The organism is Streptosporangium sp. DT93 (genome assembly GCF_049844535.1).
Lineage (GTDB): Bacteria > Actinomycetota > Actinomycetes > Streptosporangiales > Streptosporangiaceae > Streptosporangium.
This window is the reverse complement of record NZ_JBNCLF010000010.1, coordinates 19374-36088: the sequence shown is the minus strand read 5'-3', so window position 1 is coordinate 36088 and position 16715 is coordinate 19374. Positions and strand designations below refer to the sequence as shown.

The 16715-nt window shown below is 73.1% G+C and carries 13 protein-coding genes; 6 read left to right on the top strand and 7 right to left on the bottom strand.

Annotated features, from left to right (window positions below):
* Both ACLQ2R_RS21710 and ACLQ2R_RS21705 read right to left on the bottom strand, forming a co-directional pair.
* Positions 1-2614 (bottom strand): NB-ARC domain-containing protein (locus ACLQ2R_RS21710; protein ID WP_425962062.1); only part of this gene is annotated, 2614 nt, incomplete at its 3' end.
* A gap of 496 nt (positions 2615-3110) precedes the next feature.
* The gene (locus ACLQ2R_RS21705; RefSeq protein ID WP_425962060.1) at positions 3111-3647 is read right to left on the bottom strand and encodes an NUDIX domain-containing protein; all 537 of its coding nucleotides are present in this window, start codon (positions 3645-3647) and stop codon (positions 3111-3113) included.
* 254 nt (positions 3648-3901) lie between these two features.
* On the opposite strand from ACLQ2R_RS21705, the gene ACLQ2R_RS21700 reads away from it, so the two are divergent.
* Positions 3902-5251 carry a S1 family peptidase gene (locus ACLQ2R_RS21700; RefSeq protein ID WP_425962058.1) on the top strand — a complete coding sequence of 450 codons (1350 nt, stop codon included), beginning with the start codon at positions 3902-3904 and terminating at the stop codon, positions 5249-5251.
* A 198-nt stretch (positions 5252-5449) separates the two neighbouring features.
* Here ACLQ2R_RS21700 and ACLQ2R_RS21695 read toward each other — a convergent pair whose 3' ends face one another.
* Complete coding sequence (locus ACLQ2R_RS21695) at positions 5450-5890, bottom strand: cold shock domain-containing protein (RefSeq protein ID WP_425962056.1); 441 nt, start codon at positions 5888-5890, stop codon at positions 5450-5452.
* A gap of 269 nt (positions 5891-6159) precedes the next feature.
* Here ACLQ2R_RS21695 and ACLQ2R_RS21690 point away from each other — a divergent pair, with 269 nt between their 5' ends.
* Positions 6160-7122 carry a threo-3-hydroxy-L-aspartate ammonia-lyase gene (locus tag ACLQ2R_RS21690; protein WP_425962054.1) on the top strand — a complete coding sequence of 321 codons (963 nt, stop codon included), beginning with the start codon at positions 6160-6162 and terminating at the stop codon, positions 7120-7122.
* A gap of 435 nt (positions 7123-7557) precedes the next feature.
* Here ACLQ2R_RS21690 and ACLQ2R_RS21685 read toward each other — a convergent pair whose 3' ends face one another.
* From ACLQ2R_RS21685 to ACLQ2R_RS21675, 3 genes are all read right to left on the bottom strand, one after another.
* Positions 7558-7860 (bottom strand): hypothetical protein, encoded by a 303-nt coding sequence (locus tag ACLQ2R_RS21685; protein ID WP_425962052.1) that lies wholly within the window; start codon positions 7858-7860, stop codon positions 7558-7560.
* A gap of 293 nt (positions 7861-8153) precedes the next feature.
* Positions 8154-8486 carry a DUF3140 domain-containing protein gene (locus ACLQ2R_RS21680; RefSeq protein WP_425962050.1) on the bottom strand — a complete coding sequence of 111 codons (333 nt, stop codon included), beginning with the start codon at positions 8484-8486 and terminating at the stop codon, positions 8154-8156.
* Positions 8476-8712 carry a DUF2945 domain-containing protein gene (locus ACLQ2R_RS21675; RefSeq protein ID WP_425962048.1) on the bottom strand — a complete coding sequence of 79 codons (237 nt, stop codon included), beginning with the start codon at positions 8710-8712 and terminating at the stop codon, positions 8476-8478. The genes ACLQ2R_RS21680 and ACLQ2R_RS21675 overlap by 11 nt, the downstream gene beginning before the upstream one ends.
* Positions 8713-8919: 207 nt before the next feature.
* Here ACLQ2R_RS21675 and ACLQ2R_RS21670 point away from each other — a divergent pair, with 207 nt between their 5' ends.
* Positions 8920-9621: a formylglycine-generating enzyme family protein gene (locus ACLQ2R_RS21670; RefSeq protein WP_425962046.1), complete on the top strand. Its 702-nt coding sequence runs from the start codon at positions 8920-8922 to the stop codon at positions 9619-9621.
* A gap of 109 nt (positions 9622-9730) precedes the next feature.
* Here the strand turns inward: ACLQ2R_RS21670 and ACLQ2R_RS21665 are convergent, their stop codons facing one another.
* Entirely contained in the window at positions 9731-12478 is a 2748-nt protein-coding gene (locus tag ACLQ2R_RS21665; RefSeq protein WP_425962044.1) for an AfsR/SARP family transcriptional regulator, read from the bottom strand.
* Positions 12479-13172: 694 nt separating this feature from the next.
* Between ACLQ2R_RS21665 and ACLQ2R_RS21660 the strand changes: the two genes are divergently transcribed.
* Genes ACLQ2R_RS21660 through ACLQ2R_RS21650 form a run of 3 tightly spaced genes read left to right on the top strand, consistent with a single transcriptional unit; the run spans position 13173 to position 16714 of the window.
* On the top strand, positions 13173-14612 hold the full coding sequence (locus tag ACLQ2R_RS21660; RefSeq protein ID WP_425962042.1) for an aspartate aminotransferase family protein: 1440 nt from the start codon (positions 13173-13175) through the stop codon (positions 14610-14612).
* Complete coding sequence (locus ACLQ2R_RS21655) at positions 14594-15703, top strand: NAD-dependent epimerase/dehydratase family protein (protein WP_425962040.1); 1110 nt, start codon at positions 14594-14596, stop codon at positions 15701-15703. The genes ACLQ2R_RS21660 and ACLQ2R_RS21655 overlap by 19 nt, the downstream gene beginning before the upstream one ends.
* Before the next feature lie 18 nt (positions 15704-15721).
* Positions 15722-16714 carry a UbiA prenyltransferase family protein gene (locus ACLQ2R_RS21650; protein ID WP_425962038.1) on the top strand — a complete coding sequence of 331 codons (993 nt, stop codon included), beginning with the start codon at positions 15722-15724 and terminating at the stop codon, positions 16712-16714.
* Position 16715: the final 1 nt, after the last annotated feature.

Sequence of the window (16715 nt, the reverse complement as noted above, 5' to 3'; positions counted from 1 at the left end):
CCACCTGACGCACCGACCCGGCATGCCCCGTCAGGACGGCCCGCTGCCTGCCGTCGGCCTCCCACAGGCGCACGGCCCCGGTGGAGGACCAGGTGACCAGCCAGGAGCCGTCGGGGGAGATCCGCATGCCGGGCGCCGTTCCGGTGTGCCCCGTCAGGACGGCCCGCTCGCCGCCGTCGGCCCCCCACAGGCGCACGGTCCCGTCCCCCGAGAGGGTCGCCAGCCAGGAGCCGTCCGGCGCGACCGCCAGCCGGGTGACCCCGCGCACCGGCCTGACGCGGCCGGACACCCTCTCCTCCTCGCCGTGCCCTCCGCGCATCAGCAGGGCCTGGCGCAGGGGTCTCGGCCTGGTCCGCAACCTGACCGGGCTGCGCAGGGTCGAAAGCCTCGTACCCGTGGGACTCCAGAGGCAGACCTGCCCGGCGACGGAGAGGGTGGCGAGCCAGGAGCCGTCCGGCGAGGCCACCATCCCGGCGAGCCTGCCGGGCCCGTTCCTCAGCACGGCGCGCCTGGTCCCGTCCGGGTTCCAGAGGTGGACCCTTCCGTTCGCCGAGAGGGTGGCCAGCCAGGAGCCGTCCGGCGAGGCCACCATCCCGGCGAGCCTGCGGACGCCGTTCTGCAGCACGGCCCTCTCCGTGCCGCCGATCTCCCATACCTGCACCCTCCTGCGTCCGGAGCGGGTCACCAGCCACGAGCCGTCCGAGGCCGCGGCGACCTCGTGGACCCGCCCGCGGGAGGTGGCCAGCCTGGTGCGGGTGGTGCCGTCGGCCTTCCAGACGTGCACGCCGCCGTCACGGCCGCGGATCACGAACCGCGACCCGTCCGGGGTGATCGACATCTCGTCCAGACGTCCCGGGGACGAGGTCAGGGTCTGCAGCAGGCGGGTGGCGCCGTCGTCGGGCAACGGCCAGCGGGGCCTCAGGAAGCAGGCGTCGTGTCCGCGGCTGTAGCGCTCGATCGAGGCCCGCAGCGGCGGGAACGCGTACAGGCGGGCCAGCAGGTTGGCCGTGGAGACGGCCTCCGACTCGAAGGGGGTCAGCAGGTGGGCGCTCCGCCCGATCAGCCGCCGGACCCCGGCGGCGGGGCGGGAGGCCGACAGGGCCAGGTCCGACTCGGCCGCGGCGACCCCCGAGGCGCGGATGCGGGCGACGAGCCAGCGCACGTCGTGCAGGAGCGCTTCCAGCTCCTCCGTCCTTCGCCCCTCGCTGAGGTGCGGCAGCAGGTTGTCCCAGAGGTAGGGCACGGACCGGGGCAGTCTCCACCATTCGGGGTCCGCCGCCGGATCGTCGCCGGGGATCAGCGTCCGGGCCTCGTCGAGGAAGGCCCGGTGGGCGGCCGCCAGGTGGTCCTTCCCCAGCCCGTCCTCGGACCGGACGCAGGAGCGGACGACGTCGTGGAGCGCGACCGTCGACGCCGGAGGCACCGATGACACCGATGACACCGGCGACACCGGCGATGCCGATGGCGTCGGGGGCATCGGGGGCATCGGGGGCGCCGATGACGTCGGGGACGCGAGCGGGTCGGCGTGACGGCCGCCGACGAGGGACAGCTCCCGCAGCCTCGCGCAGAGGGCGCGGGACCGCTCGGGGGTGAGCCCGCCGGTGCGGCGCCACAGGAGCGCGACGAGGTCGACGGGGACCTCGGTGTCCTCGGGGAAGATGCCGAGCTCCAGGAAGCGGGCGCGGTCGGCCGCGCCGAGGGCTTCGAGTCCGTACTCGACGACCGACCGGACCGCGGCCTCCCGCTGGTGGGGGACGGTGACGTCCAGGCTCGCCGGTCCGATCCGGCCGAGCCGCTCGATCGCCCGCCGGGCGGCGACGTCGGCGTTCGCCCCCGACCGGTGCTCGTCGCGCAGGCGCGCGTTGACCAGGGCCAGCAGCAGGGGCCACCGCCCGGTCAGCGCCATCAGGCCGTTGACCACGCCGGGGCTCATCGGCGGCAGCCCTCGGCTCAGGAGCTGTACGGCCACCCGCGGCGCCATCTCGTCGACGATCATCGCGATCCCGTTCGCGGGCAGTGCCCTGGGCAGGCGGGTCGTCACCAGCAGCCGCGACCGGGTGGCCGCCGACAGGAAGGGCCTGAGCTGCTGGGGACTCCACACGTCGTCGACCACCAGCAGCGCGCGGCCCCGCTCCGCCAGGGCCTCCGCCATCCGGTGCCCGGCCTGCTCCGGGCCGGAGGGTTCCGGCCGCAGGCCGGTGGCGGTCTCGGTGACGTCGTCGGCGAGCCGGGCGATGTCCGCGCCGGTGCGCTCGCGGCCCACGCTCACCCAGAAGACGCCACCGGTGAACCGCCTCGCCGTCTCGTCGTCGTGACAGACCTCCACCGCCAGGGACGTCTTGCCGAACCCTCCCGCCCCGGCCAGGCCGGTGGTCAGGCCGACCGTTCCCGAGGTCCGTGCGGTCAGGGCGGAGACCACGTCGTCCAGCTCGGTCCTGCGGACCCGTCCCGGCGGCCTGTCGGGCACCCGGAAGAGCCGGCCGCGGGCGCGGGCGCCCAGCAGCCTGGGGGTCACCCGGGTCAGCAGGAGGACGGAGGAGGCGGTCAGCCCGGAGAACGCGATCCACGCGACCCTGTACTCACCGGCCACGCCGGGCAGGTATTCGGCGACCATTTGGGAGGGCATTACGGCTGGAATTCCGGAAATCACCAGAAGCGCCGTGACCATATCGGCTAATTTCTTTGTGCGACGAGCCATCGATCACCTCGACACTGCCGACTCCTGCCCCGACGGGTACCGGGAACCCTGGACGCACGATATCTGTTCCCCCCCGCCTTCGAGCTGAATCGCCGAGGTCCTTACCATTGCCGCCCGGGCACGAAGTGACGTCACATGCTTTGAACGGCTATGTCCGGCGTCCGTGGACGGCCATTCCGGTTTCCCTTTCGGAGGGGTCACCGATCGCGTCACGGCGACCGTCGCCAAGCCCGCTCCGATCGCGTCCCGGCGGCCGTCCCCGAGCACGGCCCGATCGCATCCCGGCGGCCGTCGCCGGGCCCGCCCCGTTCCCGTCCCGGCGGCCGTCGCCGGGCCCGCCCCGAGCACGGCCCGGCCCGGCGCCCGAGGGCAGGACGAGGAGGACGAGGAGGACGAGGAGGACGACCGCCCCTCAGGGGTGACGCGGTGGCTCGGTGAGGACGTAGAGCAGCGAGGCCACGCAGGTGCCGCTCACCACGTCGCCCTTGGCGATCAGCCCGCGGACGTCGTCGAAGGGGACCCACTCGACGCGCTCGGCCTCCCAGGGGTCGGTGGGCGGGCCGATGTGGACGGCGTGGTCGGCGCGGAAGATGTGGTGGACCGAGTCCGAGATGCCGTTGCTCGGCTGGACGCTCAGCAGCGGTCGCAGGGGGCCGGGCCTCCAGCCCGTCTCCTCCTCGACCTCCCGCGCCGCGGCCGCCATCGGCTCCTCGCCGTCCTCGACCCTGCCGATGGGGATCTCCCAGCCCCAGGAGTCGGTGATGAAGCGGTGACGCCAGATCATCAGCACCCGGCTCCGGTCGTCGGTGACGACGGCACCCGCTCCCGCCGCGGTACGGATCAGCCGGTGGTCCAGGTGAGTGCCGTCGGGAAGCTCCACATCCGCCATCCGGACGTCGAGCCAGCGGTCGGTGTAGAGAGGTTCCTCGGAGTTGACCTGCCAGCGCATGCGGCGTGCTCCCAGCGTGGGTTGCCTGATCTCGGCGCGGGTCGCCCGATCTCGGCCCACGCTACAGCGGGACGGCGCGCGAGAGCCGCCGGGCCGCGGCCGGGCGACGTGCGAGAGCGGCTCCGCGTGGCGCCCCGTCATTGCGGCCGTGACCGGGGGCCGCTGAATTAAGGTGGTGTCGTCCGTGTCGCACGAGCCGCCGGCGACACGGAGTGATCTCCCCCCGCTGTGAGAGCCGAGGTCGAGGAGAGCACATGTCCCGCAGCCGTACCGTCACCACGGGATACGTACTGGCGATCGTCACGCTGACCATGACGAGCCTGCCGGCCGTCGCCCTGTCGGGAGCGGCGAGCGCACCGCCCCCTCCGCCCGTTCCGGGCACGACGTCACCGCTCGGCAAGGAACCGCCGACCATGTTCGAGGCGCTCCAGCGCGACCTGAAGCTGAACGGGGAACAGGTGAGGGCCCGGCTGTCCAACGAGACCCGGCTGGCGCCGATCGAGGAACGGCTGCGCAGGATCCTGGGCGGCCGTTTCGGCGGGTCCTGGTTCAGCGGGATCACCTCGCGGAGGCTGGTGGTGGCCACGACCAGCCCCGCCGACATCCCGCTGATCATCGCCGCGGGTGCCCAGGCCGAGATCGTCGCCACACCGCTGTCGCGGTTGCAGCAGGTGAAGCGGAAGCTCGACGAGGCCCTGCCCGCGCACCCGATCGGCGGCAGGGTGCGCTACGTCGACGTGCGGAGCAACAAGGTCGTCGTCCTGTCGGCCCGGGCGGCCGTGACGCAGACCGTCATCAAGAGCATCGGCGTGGACACGGCCGTGGTGCAGGTGGTCGCCTCGGCGGAGACCCCGCGGCTCATGCACGACGTGCGGGGTGGCGACGCCTACCACCTCCTGCCCAAGGGACGATGCTCGGTCGGTTTCTCGGTGGCCAAGGGCGGCAGGAAGGGGTTCGTCACCTCCGGTCACTGCGGGAGGAAGGGCGTTCTCACCGTCGGTTTCGACCGGACCCCGCAGGGTGTCTTCCAGGAGTCGACCTTCCCCGTCGGTGACTACGCGTGGGTGGCGGTGAACGACGACTGGACCCCCAGGGGGGTGGTGGGCGACGGCAGTACCGGCTCGGGGGGCGCGTCGCCCGTCTCCGGCCTCCCGCCCTCCCCGCCCGCCCCGTCCGCCGCCGGCGCCCTGCCGGCCGCGACCCCCGGGACCACCTCCGACACCCAGGGGGTGATCCGTGCCGTGGCCGAGGCGACGACCGGCGCCACCACCGCCGTGAACGGCTCCCGCTCCGTGATCGAGGGGGCCTCGATCTGCCGGTCCGGTTCGACCACCGGATGGCACTGCGGCACCGTCCAGCAGCGTGACGTCAGCGCCGTGTACCCCACCGGCAAGATCTTCGGGGCGGTACGCACCAACGTCTGCGCGGAACGCGGCGACTCCGGTGGCCCGTTCATCTCGATCGACCAGGCGCAGGGCATCACCTCCGGTGGAGCGGGCGACTGCGCCTTTGGCGGTGTCACCTATTTCCAGCCGATCGGGAGGATCCTCGCCGCCTACGACCTGAACCTGCTGACCGCGGCCGCCACCGGCACGACCCGGTAGACCACCGCCCGGCGGCGGGAACCTGGGGATCACCCCGCTGAGGAGCGGCGACGAGTGGACGTCGGCCGGTTCACCTTCGGCAACCGAGCGGGCTCACGCGGCCCTCGCCTCCTCTTCCCGGGAGGCGCGGGCCGCGCCACCGCGCCACCGCGCCGGGGCGACGGCGCGCCGCCCCGGCGTGATGGCGCCCGGCACGTGTCAGTCGTCGACCCAGCCGTGGGACCGGGCGAACGTGAGGAAGCGCAGCCTGACCTGGGCGATCTGCGCGCCGCTCAGCGTGGGCGCGTGTTCGATGAGCAGCTCGGTGACCGCACCGTTGAACGACTTCGCCGACAGCACGTCGCACACGCCCTCGTCGTCACCGATCTGCCCGGAGACACCCGCGGCGGGCGCCGCGTGCGCCGTCACCCCCGTGACCGGCAGCCGCGCCGGTGGCGGGTCCAGCAGGCTGACGGTCGACACCTTCAGCCCTCGCTCACCCTCCATGACCTCGTACTCCACCCGGAGACCGGGCTGAACCACATGCCTGTTCTCGCCGAAGTCGTTGGCGTGGAAGAACACGTCCTCGCCACCACCCAGCGCGGCGATGAAACCGTACCCGCGCACCTCGTCGAAACGCAGAATCGTACCAACTGCCACCAGAACACCACCCGACAGAGAACGACAACGCTCTACCCGACCTCGCCGGAACCGCCCGGGCGAGGGCCCGGCACGCCTGTCGCGCCGGACCGTCCGATTGTAGCCCGCGGATCTCCGGCACGCGTCGGTCACGCGGGAACTTCCGGGAGGAGGCGGAGGGCACCGGTCCACATGGCGGGGGCACCGGTCCGTACGGCGGAGGACGTCCGTGGTGCGTCGATCCCGGGACCGTACGATTTCTTCTCATGAGCCCCGGGAAAGGTGGATCGATGCTCCAGACGCCGACCTACGAGGACGTTCAGGACGCCGCTGCCCGCATCGCGTCCCACGCCAACCGCACCCCGGTGCTGCGGTCGCGGCGGATCAACGAGGAGCTCGGCGCCGACGTGGTGTTCAAGTGCGAGAACTTCCAGCGCATGGGCGCCTTCAAGTTCCGCGGCGCGTTCAACGCCCTCTCCCGGTTCACCCCCGGCCAGCGCCGCGCGGGCGTGATCACCTACTCCTCGGGCAACCACGCCCAGGCGATCGCCCTGTCGGCCCGGCTGCTGGACATCCCGGCCACGATCGTCATGCCGCACGACGCCCCGGCCTCGAAGGTCGAGGCGACCAGGGGGTACGGCGGGCAGGTCGTCGCCTACGACCGCTACACCGAGGACCGCGAGGAGATCGGCCGCGCGCTGGCCGCCGAGCGCGGTCTCACCCTGATCCCGCCGTACGACCACCCGGACGTGATGGCGGGTCAGGGCACCGCCGCCGCGGAGCTGTTCGAGGAGGTCGGCGACCTCGACGCGATCTTCGTTCCGATGGGCGGTGGCGGGTTGCTGTCGGGCACGGCGCTGTCGGCGCGCGCGCTCTCCCCCGGGTGCGCCTTGTACGGTGTCGAGCCCGAGGCGGGCGACGACGGCCGGCGATCGCTGGCCCAGGGGTCCATCGTCCACATCGACACCCCGAGGACGATCGCGGACGGCGCGCAGACCCAGCACGTCGGCGCCTACCCGTTCGAGATCATCCGTCGTGAGGTCGACGCCATCCTCACCGCGACCGACGCCGAGCTCGTCGAGGGCATGCGGACCTTCGGGGCCGTCATGAAGATCGTGGTCGAGCCCACCGGCTGCCTGGGGTTCGCCGCCGCGAGAAAGAACGCGGAGCGGCTGCGCGGGCGGCGGGTGGGGGTCGTCATCAGCGGGGGCAACGTCGATCTCGCCCGTTACGCGGCGCTGCTGACGTCCTGAGCGGTCGCGCTCCGGCGGGGCGTTCCCGCTTCCGTACGGGAACGGCCTTCTTCGATGCGCGAGCGGTACGTGAGCCGCACGTGAACGACACACGAGCAACCGTGAGCCGCACGTGAGCCGCACGTGAGCGACGACGCACGAGCAATCGTGAGCCGCACGTGAACGACGCACGAGCAACCGTGAGCCGCATGTGCGGCGTGTGGGCGGCGCGTGAGCGGCACAACACGGGACGGTGACACCCGCCCGCGCCGTCTCACGGCCGTCGTCGCCACCGGGCGGTCCGTGGGATCGCCGCGCGGCCCGTGCGGGGCTCACGCGACGTCCTCGCGAGGTCTTCACCCTCCGAGGCTCCCTTGCGGGCCTCCCCGAACAGCCGGGGCGCGTTCACGGTACCGGGACGTGCCCGGCAGGGCCGGAACCGGCGCGGTGACCGCCTCAGCGGTGATCGTCGTGCCGCGACCGGCTCCCGGCCTTCGCCAGCCCACGGGCCACCATGTAGCCGATGGTCAGGAACGTGATGTACCGGATGGCCTGCTCGGCCCCGAAGGGGTCGCCACCGCCACCGCGGACGTCGTCGCCGACCACCAGGGCCGTGATGATCACCGCGACCACCGCGGCGACGTAGACGATGAACTCGGTGGTCCTGAACGCCGGTCGTGTCTCCGCCGTCTGGTCGTCGTGGCGTGCCACGGCCGGACGGCCGGTCGACTGGCTCGGGACGGTCTGAGGGTTGCTCATATGTCTCGTCTCCCCTGCTCTTTTGAGGTGCTGGGGTCTGAATTAATGCATTATGTGCATTACCCCTGGCCTTCCCACCGAAACCAGCGAACCCTTTCTGAGCTGCGACGATGCCCCCGAAAGCGCCTCGGGCTCGAAATGCGGATCGGCCCGCCGGGGCCGGAGCGGATCGGTACAGAACAGGAATCCCACCGTCATGACCGGCAGGGTAGACGCTCGTCCCCCGGCCTCACCCGGTTGTCCGGGCAGAGGATCCCGGGCGGAGCGCGGGGAACCCGTCCGGGGGGCCGGTCTCACCTGAGCGGGTCGTGACCCCAGTTCATCAGCGAGCGCCGCCAGGGGGTCTCCGTGACGTCCCCCTGCGGGCGCTGCGCCAGGTGGCGGCGGACGTACCCGACGACCTTCCGCATGTGGGCGTAGTCGTCCTCGTCCAGGTCGCCCCGCTTCTTTCGCAGGATCTCGATGATCCGCCGGCCGGACCGGTGGCCCGTGGACTCCCCGCCGTCGGGGCTGTCACCCACCGCCCTGGACTCCTCGGTGCCGAGCCAGCCCTCCAGCTCGGCCGCCGTCATGTTGACCGCCTCGCCGAAATCCGCGGCGATCCGTCCCCCGTCGTCAGTTTTCATGATCCTTCTTCCGCAGCGCCGACGGCTTGTGCACGGCGGTCTTGCCGCTCTTGTCGCTGCGGACGAGGTACTGGGGATCGTCGGCCGAGGCCTCGACCGTGCGCCCGGCCTTCTCCGTCCGCTTCGTGATCTTCTCCTCCACCCGGCCGGAGACGGTGTTCCCGTGGCTCTGCCAGGTGACGGCGTCCCCCACCTCGGGCCGGTCGGCCCCCCGTTCGTCGCTCATGACCGCCGGATACCCGACGGCGGCCACCGCCCACCTCCGTGAAGGGCCAAAAAGGACAAGATCCCTGCTCGGCGATCGCGCCGCCCCGAGGGTCGCGCGTCTTCGAGGCCGGTACGGATTCCGGCGCGCGTCCTCGTCCGGGCAGCCGATCCCGCACGAAAAGCCACGGTGGGCGACCGATATCGATCATGTAGGGTGAGGCCCGCGATGAGACCTGAACCGACGCCGCCCCAGGCGATCACCGAGCAGATGATCGAGATCCCCGCCGGGAACGTCTTCCTGCGGGACGAGGGCACGAAGGCGACCTGGAAGGTCGAGCTCGACGCCTTCCGGATGGCGCCGTACCCGGTGACCCGCGAGCTGTACCGCACCGTTCTGGGTGAGGCTCCGGCGAGCGCGACCGGCCCGCGGGCGCCGGTGACCGAGGTCTCCTGGAAGGACGCCGTCCTGTTCTGCGACCTGCTCTCGCGGGCCTGCGGCCTGGACCCCTGCTACTCGGCGGCCGGCGATTCCGGCGATCCCGACGCGCTGGACGTCGTGTGCGACGCGGCGGCCGGCGGGTACCGCCTTCCGTCCGAGGCCGAGTGGGAGTACGCGTGCCGGGCCGGGACCTCCGGCGTCCGCTACGGGGAGCTGGACGAGATCGCCTGGTACCGGGAGAACTCCGGCGGCGAGGTGCACGACGTCGCGACCAGGGCGCCCAACGCGTGGGGGCTGTACGACATGATCGGCAACGTGTGGGAGTGGTGCCAGGACCTCTACGATCCCGGGGTCTACGGCCCGTACCGGGTCTTCCGCGGCGGAAGCGCGTACGACCCGCCCCGGGGGTGCCGGGCCTCGTGCCGCCGCAAGAGCCACCCGACCCTCCGCATCGACGACCTCGGGTTCCGGCTCGCCCGATCGCTGTGAGCGGCGTCCGGGCGCGGCCCCGTCGAGGTGAACGGCCCCGTCGAGGTGAACGCGCCCGTTGAGGCAGGCGCCCCCGAAGCAGGCGGCTTGGCCACAGCGGGCGGTCCCGTCAGGGCACGCGGCCCGGGTCGCGCGGGGGAGGCCCGGCCGTCCCCGGCGCGGAGCCCCCGCCGGTGAGGATGTCCAGGGCACGCCGCCACTGCTCCCGCGCCTCCTCGTGCCGTCCCAGGTCCCGATGGGCACCGGCCAGGCCGTGCAGCGCGCGTACCTGACCCGTGAGGCGGCCGAGTTCACGGGCGAGGGCGAGGGCGGCCCGGTGGCAGGTGAGGGCCCGGCCGGGGTGACCGGCGGCCTGGTGGGCGCGGCCGAGACCGTACAGCCCCTCGAACCGGGCGTCGCGGTCACCGACCCGGCGCGCGAGCCGCAGGGTACGGCGGTAGCGGTCGGCGGCCTGCCGGTGCTCTCCCCTCATGAGGTGGACGACGCCGAGACCGATCAGCGCGCACAGTTCGCCGTCGTGGTCGCCGGTGGCGTCGGCGATCTTCAGGGCCTGCTCGAAATGCTCGGCCGCCGGATCGTAGCGCCCGCCGTGACAGTGGATCCGGCCCAGGCCGCACAGTGCGCACAGCTCGCCGCCCCGGTCCCCGGTCATCCTGGCGATCTCCAGTGCCCTCTCGAAGCACTCGGCCGCCCGCTCGGGCGGCTCGGTGTCCGGCCACCCGGGCGCGCGTGACCGGCCTCCGGGACTCCCGGCCCGCCCCTCTCCGGACGTGTCCGCGAGGTCCGCGGCGGCCGAGGCGGCGCGGATGTAGTGGTCGAACAGGCGCGTCAGCGCGGTGTGCCGGTCGGCCTCGGTGTCCTCGTCGGCCACGGTCGCGGTGGCGTGCGTGCGTACCAGGTCGTGGAAGCGGTAGCGGCCCGGGAGCGGTTCCTGCAGCAGGTGGGCGTCGACCAGGTCGTCGAGGAGGTGACCGGCGTGCTTGAGGGTGGTACCCGCCAGGGCCGCCGCCGCGTGCGGCTCGATGTCGGGCCCCGGATGCAGGCCGAGCAGCCGGTACATGCCCTGCCTGCCGGGGCTGAGATGGTGGTACGACAGGTCCATGGTCGCCGTGATGCTGAGCTGGCCGACCTCCAGCTCGCCGAGCCTGTGCTGGTGGTCGCGCAACCGGTCGGCCAGGTCGGCCGGGGTCCAGCCGGATCTGGTGCGCAGGCGGGCCGCGGCGATGCGGATCGCCAGCGGCAGCCGCCCGCACAGTTCGACGATCTCGGTGAGCAACCCGGGCGGCTGGGCCGTGAGGCGCCGCGCGCCGGCGGTGCGGGTGAACAGCGTGAGGGCGTCGCCGGGCGACAGGACGTCCAGGCAGAGCGGCCGTACGTCGTCGAGGCCGGCCAGGCGCCTGCGGCTGGTGATCAGCGTCAGGCATCCGGGCGCGCCGGGCAGCAGGGGCCGTACCTGCGCCTCGCCGTCCGCGTTGTCCAGCAGGATCAGCACGCGCCTGCCGGCCAGCCGGCTGCGGTAGAGGGCGGCGCGGGCGTCGAGGCCGGTCGGGATCTGCTCGCCGGGCACGCCCAGGGAGCGCAGCATCTGGTCGAGCGCGTCGGCCGGATCGACCGGCGACACCCCCTGGGTGAAGCCGTGCAGGTCGACGAAGAGCTGCCCGTCGGCGAAACGGTCCGCCAGCCGGTGCGCGGCGTGCACGGCGAGGGTGGTCTTCCCGACCCCGGCCATACCGTGGACGGCGCCGACCACCGGCGTGGCCGACTCGGGCATGGTCGTCCCGGGTGAGGCCTGGGCGGGTGAGACCGGATCGGGTCTGTCCGCCGGGGGGTTCCGGACGGGGCCGCCGGGGTGGTCCGGTGGGTGGTCCCGGACGGGGGTGCCGGGACGGGCCAGTGCCAGCAGGCGGGAGAGCTCGGCGGCGCGGCCGGTGAAGTTGGCGATGTCGCGGGGAAGCTGCCGGGGAGGCGCGGGAACACCGGACACGGGCACACCCGACGCGGGGACACCGGACGCGGGGACACCGGACGCGGGGGCACCCGACGCCGGCACACCCGACGCCGGCACACCGGACGCGGCGTGGGAGGGGTCCGCCGGGGGTGTCAGGTCGGCGTGGCCCGCGAGGATCTGCCGGTGCAGCCGTTGCAGCGGCGGGCTCGGCTCGACGCCGAGTTCGCGGACGAGCCGCCGGCGCAGGTCCCGGTAGGCCCGCATCGCCTCGGCCTGACGTCCTGAACGGTACAGGGCGAGCATCCACTGGGCCTGCAGGCGTTCCCGCAGCGGCTGCTCGACGACCAGCGCCCCCAGCTCGGCGAGCAGGTCGCGGTGATGCCCCAGGGCGAGCTGGGAGTCGATCCACGTCTCCTGGGCGGCGAGCCTGCGCTCCTCCAGGCGGACCAGCTCCGCGCCCAGCGACGGCTCCAGCGCGACGTCCTCGAACGGCCTGCCGCGCCAGAGGCCGAGCGCCCGCCGCAGCCGTTCGCCCGCCAGTCCCGGCCGGCCGTCGGCCAGCGCCTGGTGTCCCTGGGCCGCGAGCTCCTCGAAGGCCAGCAGGTCCAGCTCGGCGGGGCGGAGCCGCATCTGGTACCCGCCGGGCACGGTGCACAGCGGCGAGGGCTCGGGCCGGTCGGCGCGGCCGAGGGCCCGCCGGAGGGCGGAGACGTAGGTGCGCAGCGCGACCGCGGCGGTGCGGGGCGGCCGTTGCTGCCACAGCGCCTCGACCAGCCGGTCCACCGGGACGGGCCGGTTGACGTTCAGGAGCAGGACGGCCAGCAGGGTGCGCTGCTTGGCGGCGCCCAGCCGGACCAGCCGGTGGTCACCGGAACGGACCTCGAGCGTGCCGAGGACGCTAAAACGCATGGGGCGGCACCGCCGGATGTCCCCCACCCGGTGGCGGGTCCGGATCCGCGGACATCACGACGGCCGGGGCCACCTCATCCGCCGGTGCACGACAACGACATATCATTATGGTCATATAGCCACAAATGTCTCCTGATGTCGATATCTGACTTATCCAGCAGGCCATTTCGCGAATACCGCGACGACCCCTTTCATGCCATCCGCAATCATGGTTTCGGCCGTATTCTTCATGGCGTTCAGAGCGCCCCGCCCGCGGTGGCGACGAAAGCCTCCCCGGACGGCACGTCGCGGCCCCGCGTCGGCCCCGTACCGCACCGCATGACGGGGACCCACCCGGATCCACCGCGACCGTCCGAGGCCGGACGGAGGATTCTCGGATCGTGAGACGGCACGCGCCGCCCGGCTCCCGACCGGCTCCCGCCCGCCCCCACGCGTCCGCACACCGGGCGTCCGGCCCCCGGTTCCCGGCTCGGTTCCCCTCGGGGACCGCTCCGATCCCGGAGCTCCGGGAAAGCGCGGCCGTCACGTCAAGCCGCGCCTTTACCCGCCCTTGACACCCCCGGCACATCATCGCTGTGACCTCACCCCGGAAGGGGCACGGCCCGGCATTCGCCGGAACCCGCGCACCCGCTTCCGAAGAGGCCGCGAATTTCCGGCGATCATCGATTTCCCCTCGACGGGGAAGGGAGCACGCGTGTCCGAACTGATCGGTCTCGAAGAATGCGAACGGCTCACCGCGAAAGGCGTTCACGACCTGTACCGAAAACACGTCAGCCGCAGTCAGGTGTCGCTGATGACGTCCTTCGGTTTCGGCCGGGAGCTCGTGGAGAGCGCCGAGGGCGCCTGGATCCGGACCCGGGACGGCCGCAGGATCCTCGACTTCACCGGCGGGGTCGGCGTGCTCAACCACGGCCACAACCACCCTCGCATCCTGGCCGCCCGCCGGCGCTTCCAGGAGGCGCGCCGGATGGAGGTGCACAAGACCTACTTCTCCCCCTACGTCGCGGCGCTCGCCTGCAACCTCGCCCGGCTGCTCCCCGGCGACCTGAACATGTCGTTCTTCCCCAACTCCGGCGCCGAGGCGGTCGAGGGCGCGGTCAAGCTGGCCTACAAGTACCACGGCGGGCGCCGCGGGCGGATCCTCCGCGCCGACATCGCCTTCCACGGCAAGCTGCTGGGTTCCGGAAGCCTCACCGGCGGCGGGGAGCGCTTCCGCTTCCCCGGCATCCCCGGGGTGACCACCTTCCCCTACGGCGACCTGGAGGCGGTGCGCACGGCCACGGCCGCGGCGCGCACCCGCGACGGCGGCTGCGACGTGTACGCGATCATCGTCGAGCCGTTCAGCGCGTCGACGATGCGGCACTGCCCGGAGGAGTTCCTGCGCGGCCTGCGGGAGCTGTGCGACGCCGAGGGGATCGTCCTGATCTTCGACGAGATCTACACCGGGTGGGGCAAGACCGGTGAGCTCTTCTACTTCATGCGCCACCCCGGCCTCGTCCCCGACGTCCTGACCACGTCGAAGTCGTTCGGCGGCGGCAAGTCGTCGATCTCGGCGTACGTCGCGCGCGAGCCGGTGTTCCGCAGGGCCTACGACAACCTCGCCGACTCGCTGATCCAGAGCACCAGCACGACGTACTACGGCTTCGGCGAGGAGACCGCCACCGCGCTGGAGGCGGTGAACATCGCGGTCGAGGACGACTACCCGGGACGGGCGCGCGAGATCGAGCGCGTCCTTCAGCCGGGGCTGGAGCGCATCCGCAAGGAGTACCCGGACACGGTGGCCGCGGTGCGGGGCGCGGGCGCGCTGTACGGGATCTTCCTGGACGGCGGGCCGAGGATCCTCGACCTCGCGGCCAGGCTCGCCCCGGGCGGCCTGGCCGCCGACCCCAACCTCCGCGTCAAGCTGATCACCTGCTCGGTCGTCGACGCCCTCTACCGCGACCACGGCGTCTACGCCTACTACACGCTGAACGGGGACAACCCGCTGGTGGCCGCGCCGCCGCTGGTCGTCGAGACCGCCGACGTCGAGTACTTCCTCGACGCCCTGGCCGCCACCCTCGCCCAGGGCCTGCCCCGCCTGCTGACCAGGTTCGTACGGGAGAAGGTGGCGCCGCGATGGCCGGCCGGATCGTAGTCACGGGCAGTTCCGGGATGCTGGGCGGAACCCTGGCCGCGAGCCTGGCGCGGTCGGGACACGAGGTGCTGGGCGTGGACCTGCGGCCGCACCCCGGCGAGGAACCGGAGACCCCGCGAGCCGAGGGGGCGCCGGAAACCCCAGGAGCGGAGGGGGCGTCGGGGGCGTCGGGGGCGCTGTACGCGACCGGCGACGTCCGTGACACCGCGCTGATGACCCACCTGGTGGACGGCGCCGACGCGGTGGTGCACTGCGCCGCCGCACTGCCGAGTCACGCCTCCGCCGAGATCCACGACGTCATCGTGGCGGGCACCCGCGGCGTGCTGACCGCCGCGCACCGCGCCGGCGTGCCGCGCGTCGTGCACATCTCCTCCACCGCCGTGTACGGCCTGCCCTCGGAGGTCCCCACGACCGAGGCGCATCCCCGCCGGCCGGTCGACCCCTACAGCCGGGCCAAGGCCGCCGCCGAGGAGGTCGCCGAGGGATTCAGGACGCGGGGGATGTGCGTGCCGATCCTGCGGCCCAAGACCTTCCTCGGCCCCGGCCGGATGGGCCTGTTCGCGATGCTGTTCGAGTGGGCCGAGGAGGGCCGCGGTTTCCCGGTGCTGGGCCGGGGCGACGTGCGCATCCAGATGCTCGCGGTCGACGACCTGGTGGAGGCGATCCGGCGCGCGCTCCGGGCGCCCGCGGACGCGGCCGGTGACACGTTCAACATCGCCGCCGCCGAGTTCGGCACCCTGCGCGAGGACTTCCAGGCCGTGCTGGACGCGGCCGGTCACGGCCGGCGGGTGGTGGGGCTCCCGGCAGGGCCGACCCTGACCGCGTTGCGGCTGCTGGGCCGGACGGGATTGTCGCCGGTGTACGACCGGCTGCTGTACAAGCTGCTCGCCGACTCCTACGTCGGCATCGACAGGGCCCGCGACCGGCTCGGGTTCGAACCGCGCCTGTCCAACCGGGACGCGATCCTGCGCACCTACGAGTGGTGGCGGCGCGACCGGCGGCCGGAGCGCGGGACGCCCGCCCGTACCGGGCGGACCAGCCGTGACGCGTGGCGGCAGGGCGCGCTCTCGCTCGCGAAGGTCTTCTTCTGATCCCGGCCGGAGGTGCACATGCGTGTCATCGATCCTCCCGACTCCCAGGGGACGGCGCGGCCACCGGAGCCGCCGGAACCGGCTCCGGGCGGCACGGCCCGGACCCTGCGCCAGCTGCCCGCGGACCTGCTGGCCCTGGTGCGTCCCCTGCACTCGGCCAAGAGCATCCTGCTCGTGCCCGTGGCGCTCGCCGACGCGGGCGTCTGGAGCCTCGCCGCGCTCGGCGCGGTGGGCTGGGCCGTGGCCGGGTTCGTCCTGGCCGGGGCCTGCGTGTACGTCGGCAACGACATCGCCGACCGGCACCGCGACCGGCTGCACCCGGTCAAGTGCCGGCGGCCGGTCGCCGCCGGGCGGGTACCGGTCGCGGCGGCGTACCTGTACTGCGCCGCGCTGCTCGTGCTGCTCGGCGCGGTGATCGGTTCCGGCCCCGGCCGGCCGTACTGGCCGGTGCTGGCCTACCTGGCGCTGAACGTCGCCTACAGCCGGGCGCTCAAGCACGTCCCGCTGGTCGACGTGTGCGCGGTGGCGCTGGGGTTCGTGCTGCGCCTCGTGCAGGGGTACGCGGCGATCGGGGAACCGGCCTCGGAGTGGCTGCTGGTCACGGTGTTCTCGGTGGCGCTGCTGCTCGTCGTCGGCAAGCGCCGCCAGGAGCTGCTGGGGGCCGGCGTCGCGCACCGGCCCGCGCTGCGCGGCTACTCGGTGGGGCTGGCCGACCAGATGCTCCAGCTCACCTGCGCGCTGACCGCGGTCGCCGGGCTGATGTACCTGTGCACCGAGTCCCCGCTCGGTCCCTACGGGCGGCCGGCGATGGTGCTGGCCACGCCGTTCGTGCTCTTCGGCCTGTTCCGCTACCTGCAGGTGGTGCTCGTCGAGGGCGGCGGCGGCGATCCGGTGCGGGGGGTGCTGCGCGACCGGGCCCTGACCGTCACGGCGGTGGCGCTGGCGGTGGTGCTCGGCGTGACGTTCGCGCTGGCCCGCCATCCCGCGCTGGCCGGGACGATCCTGCCGTGAA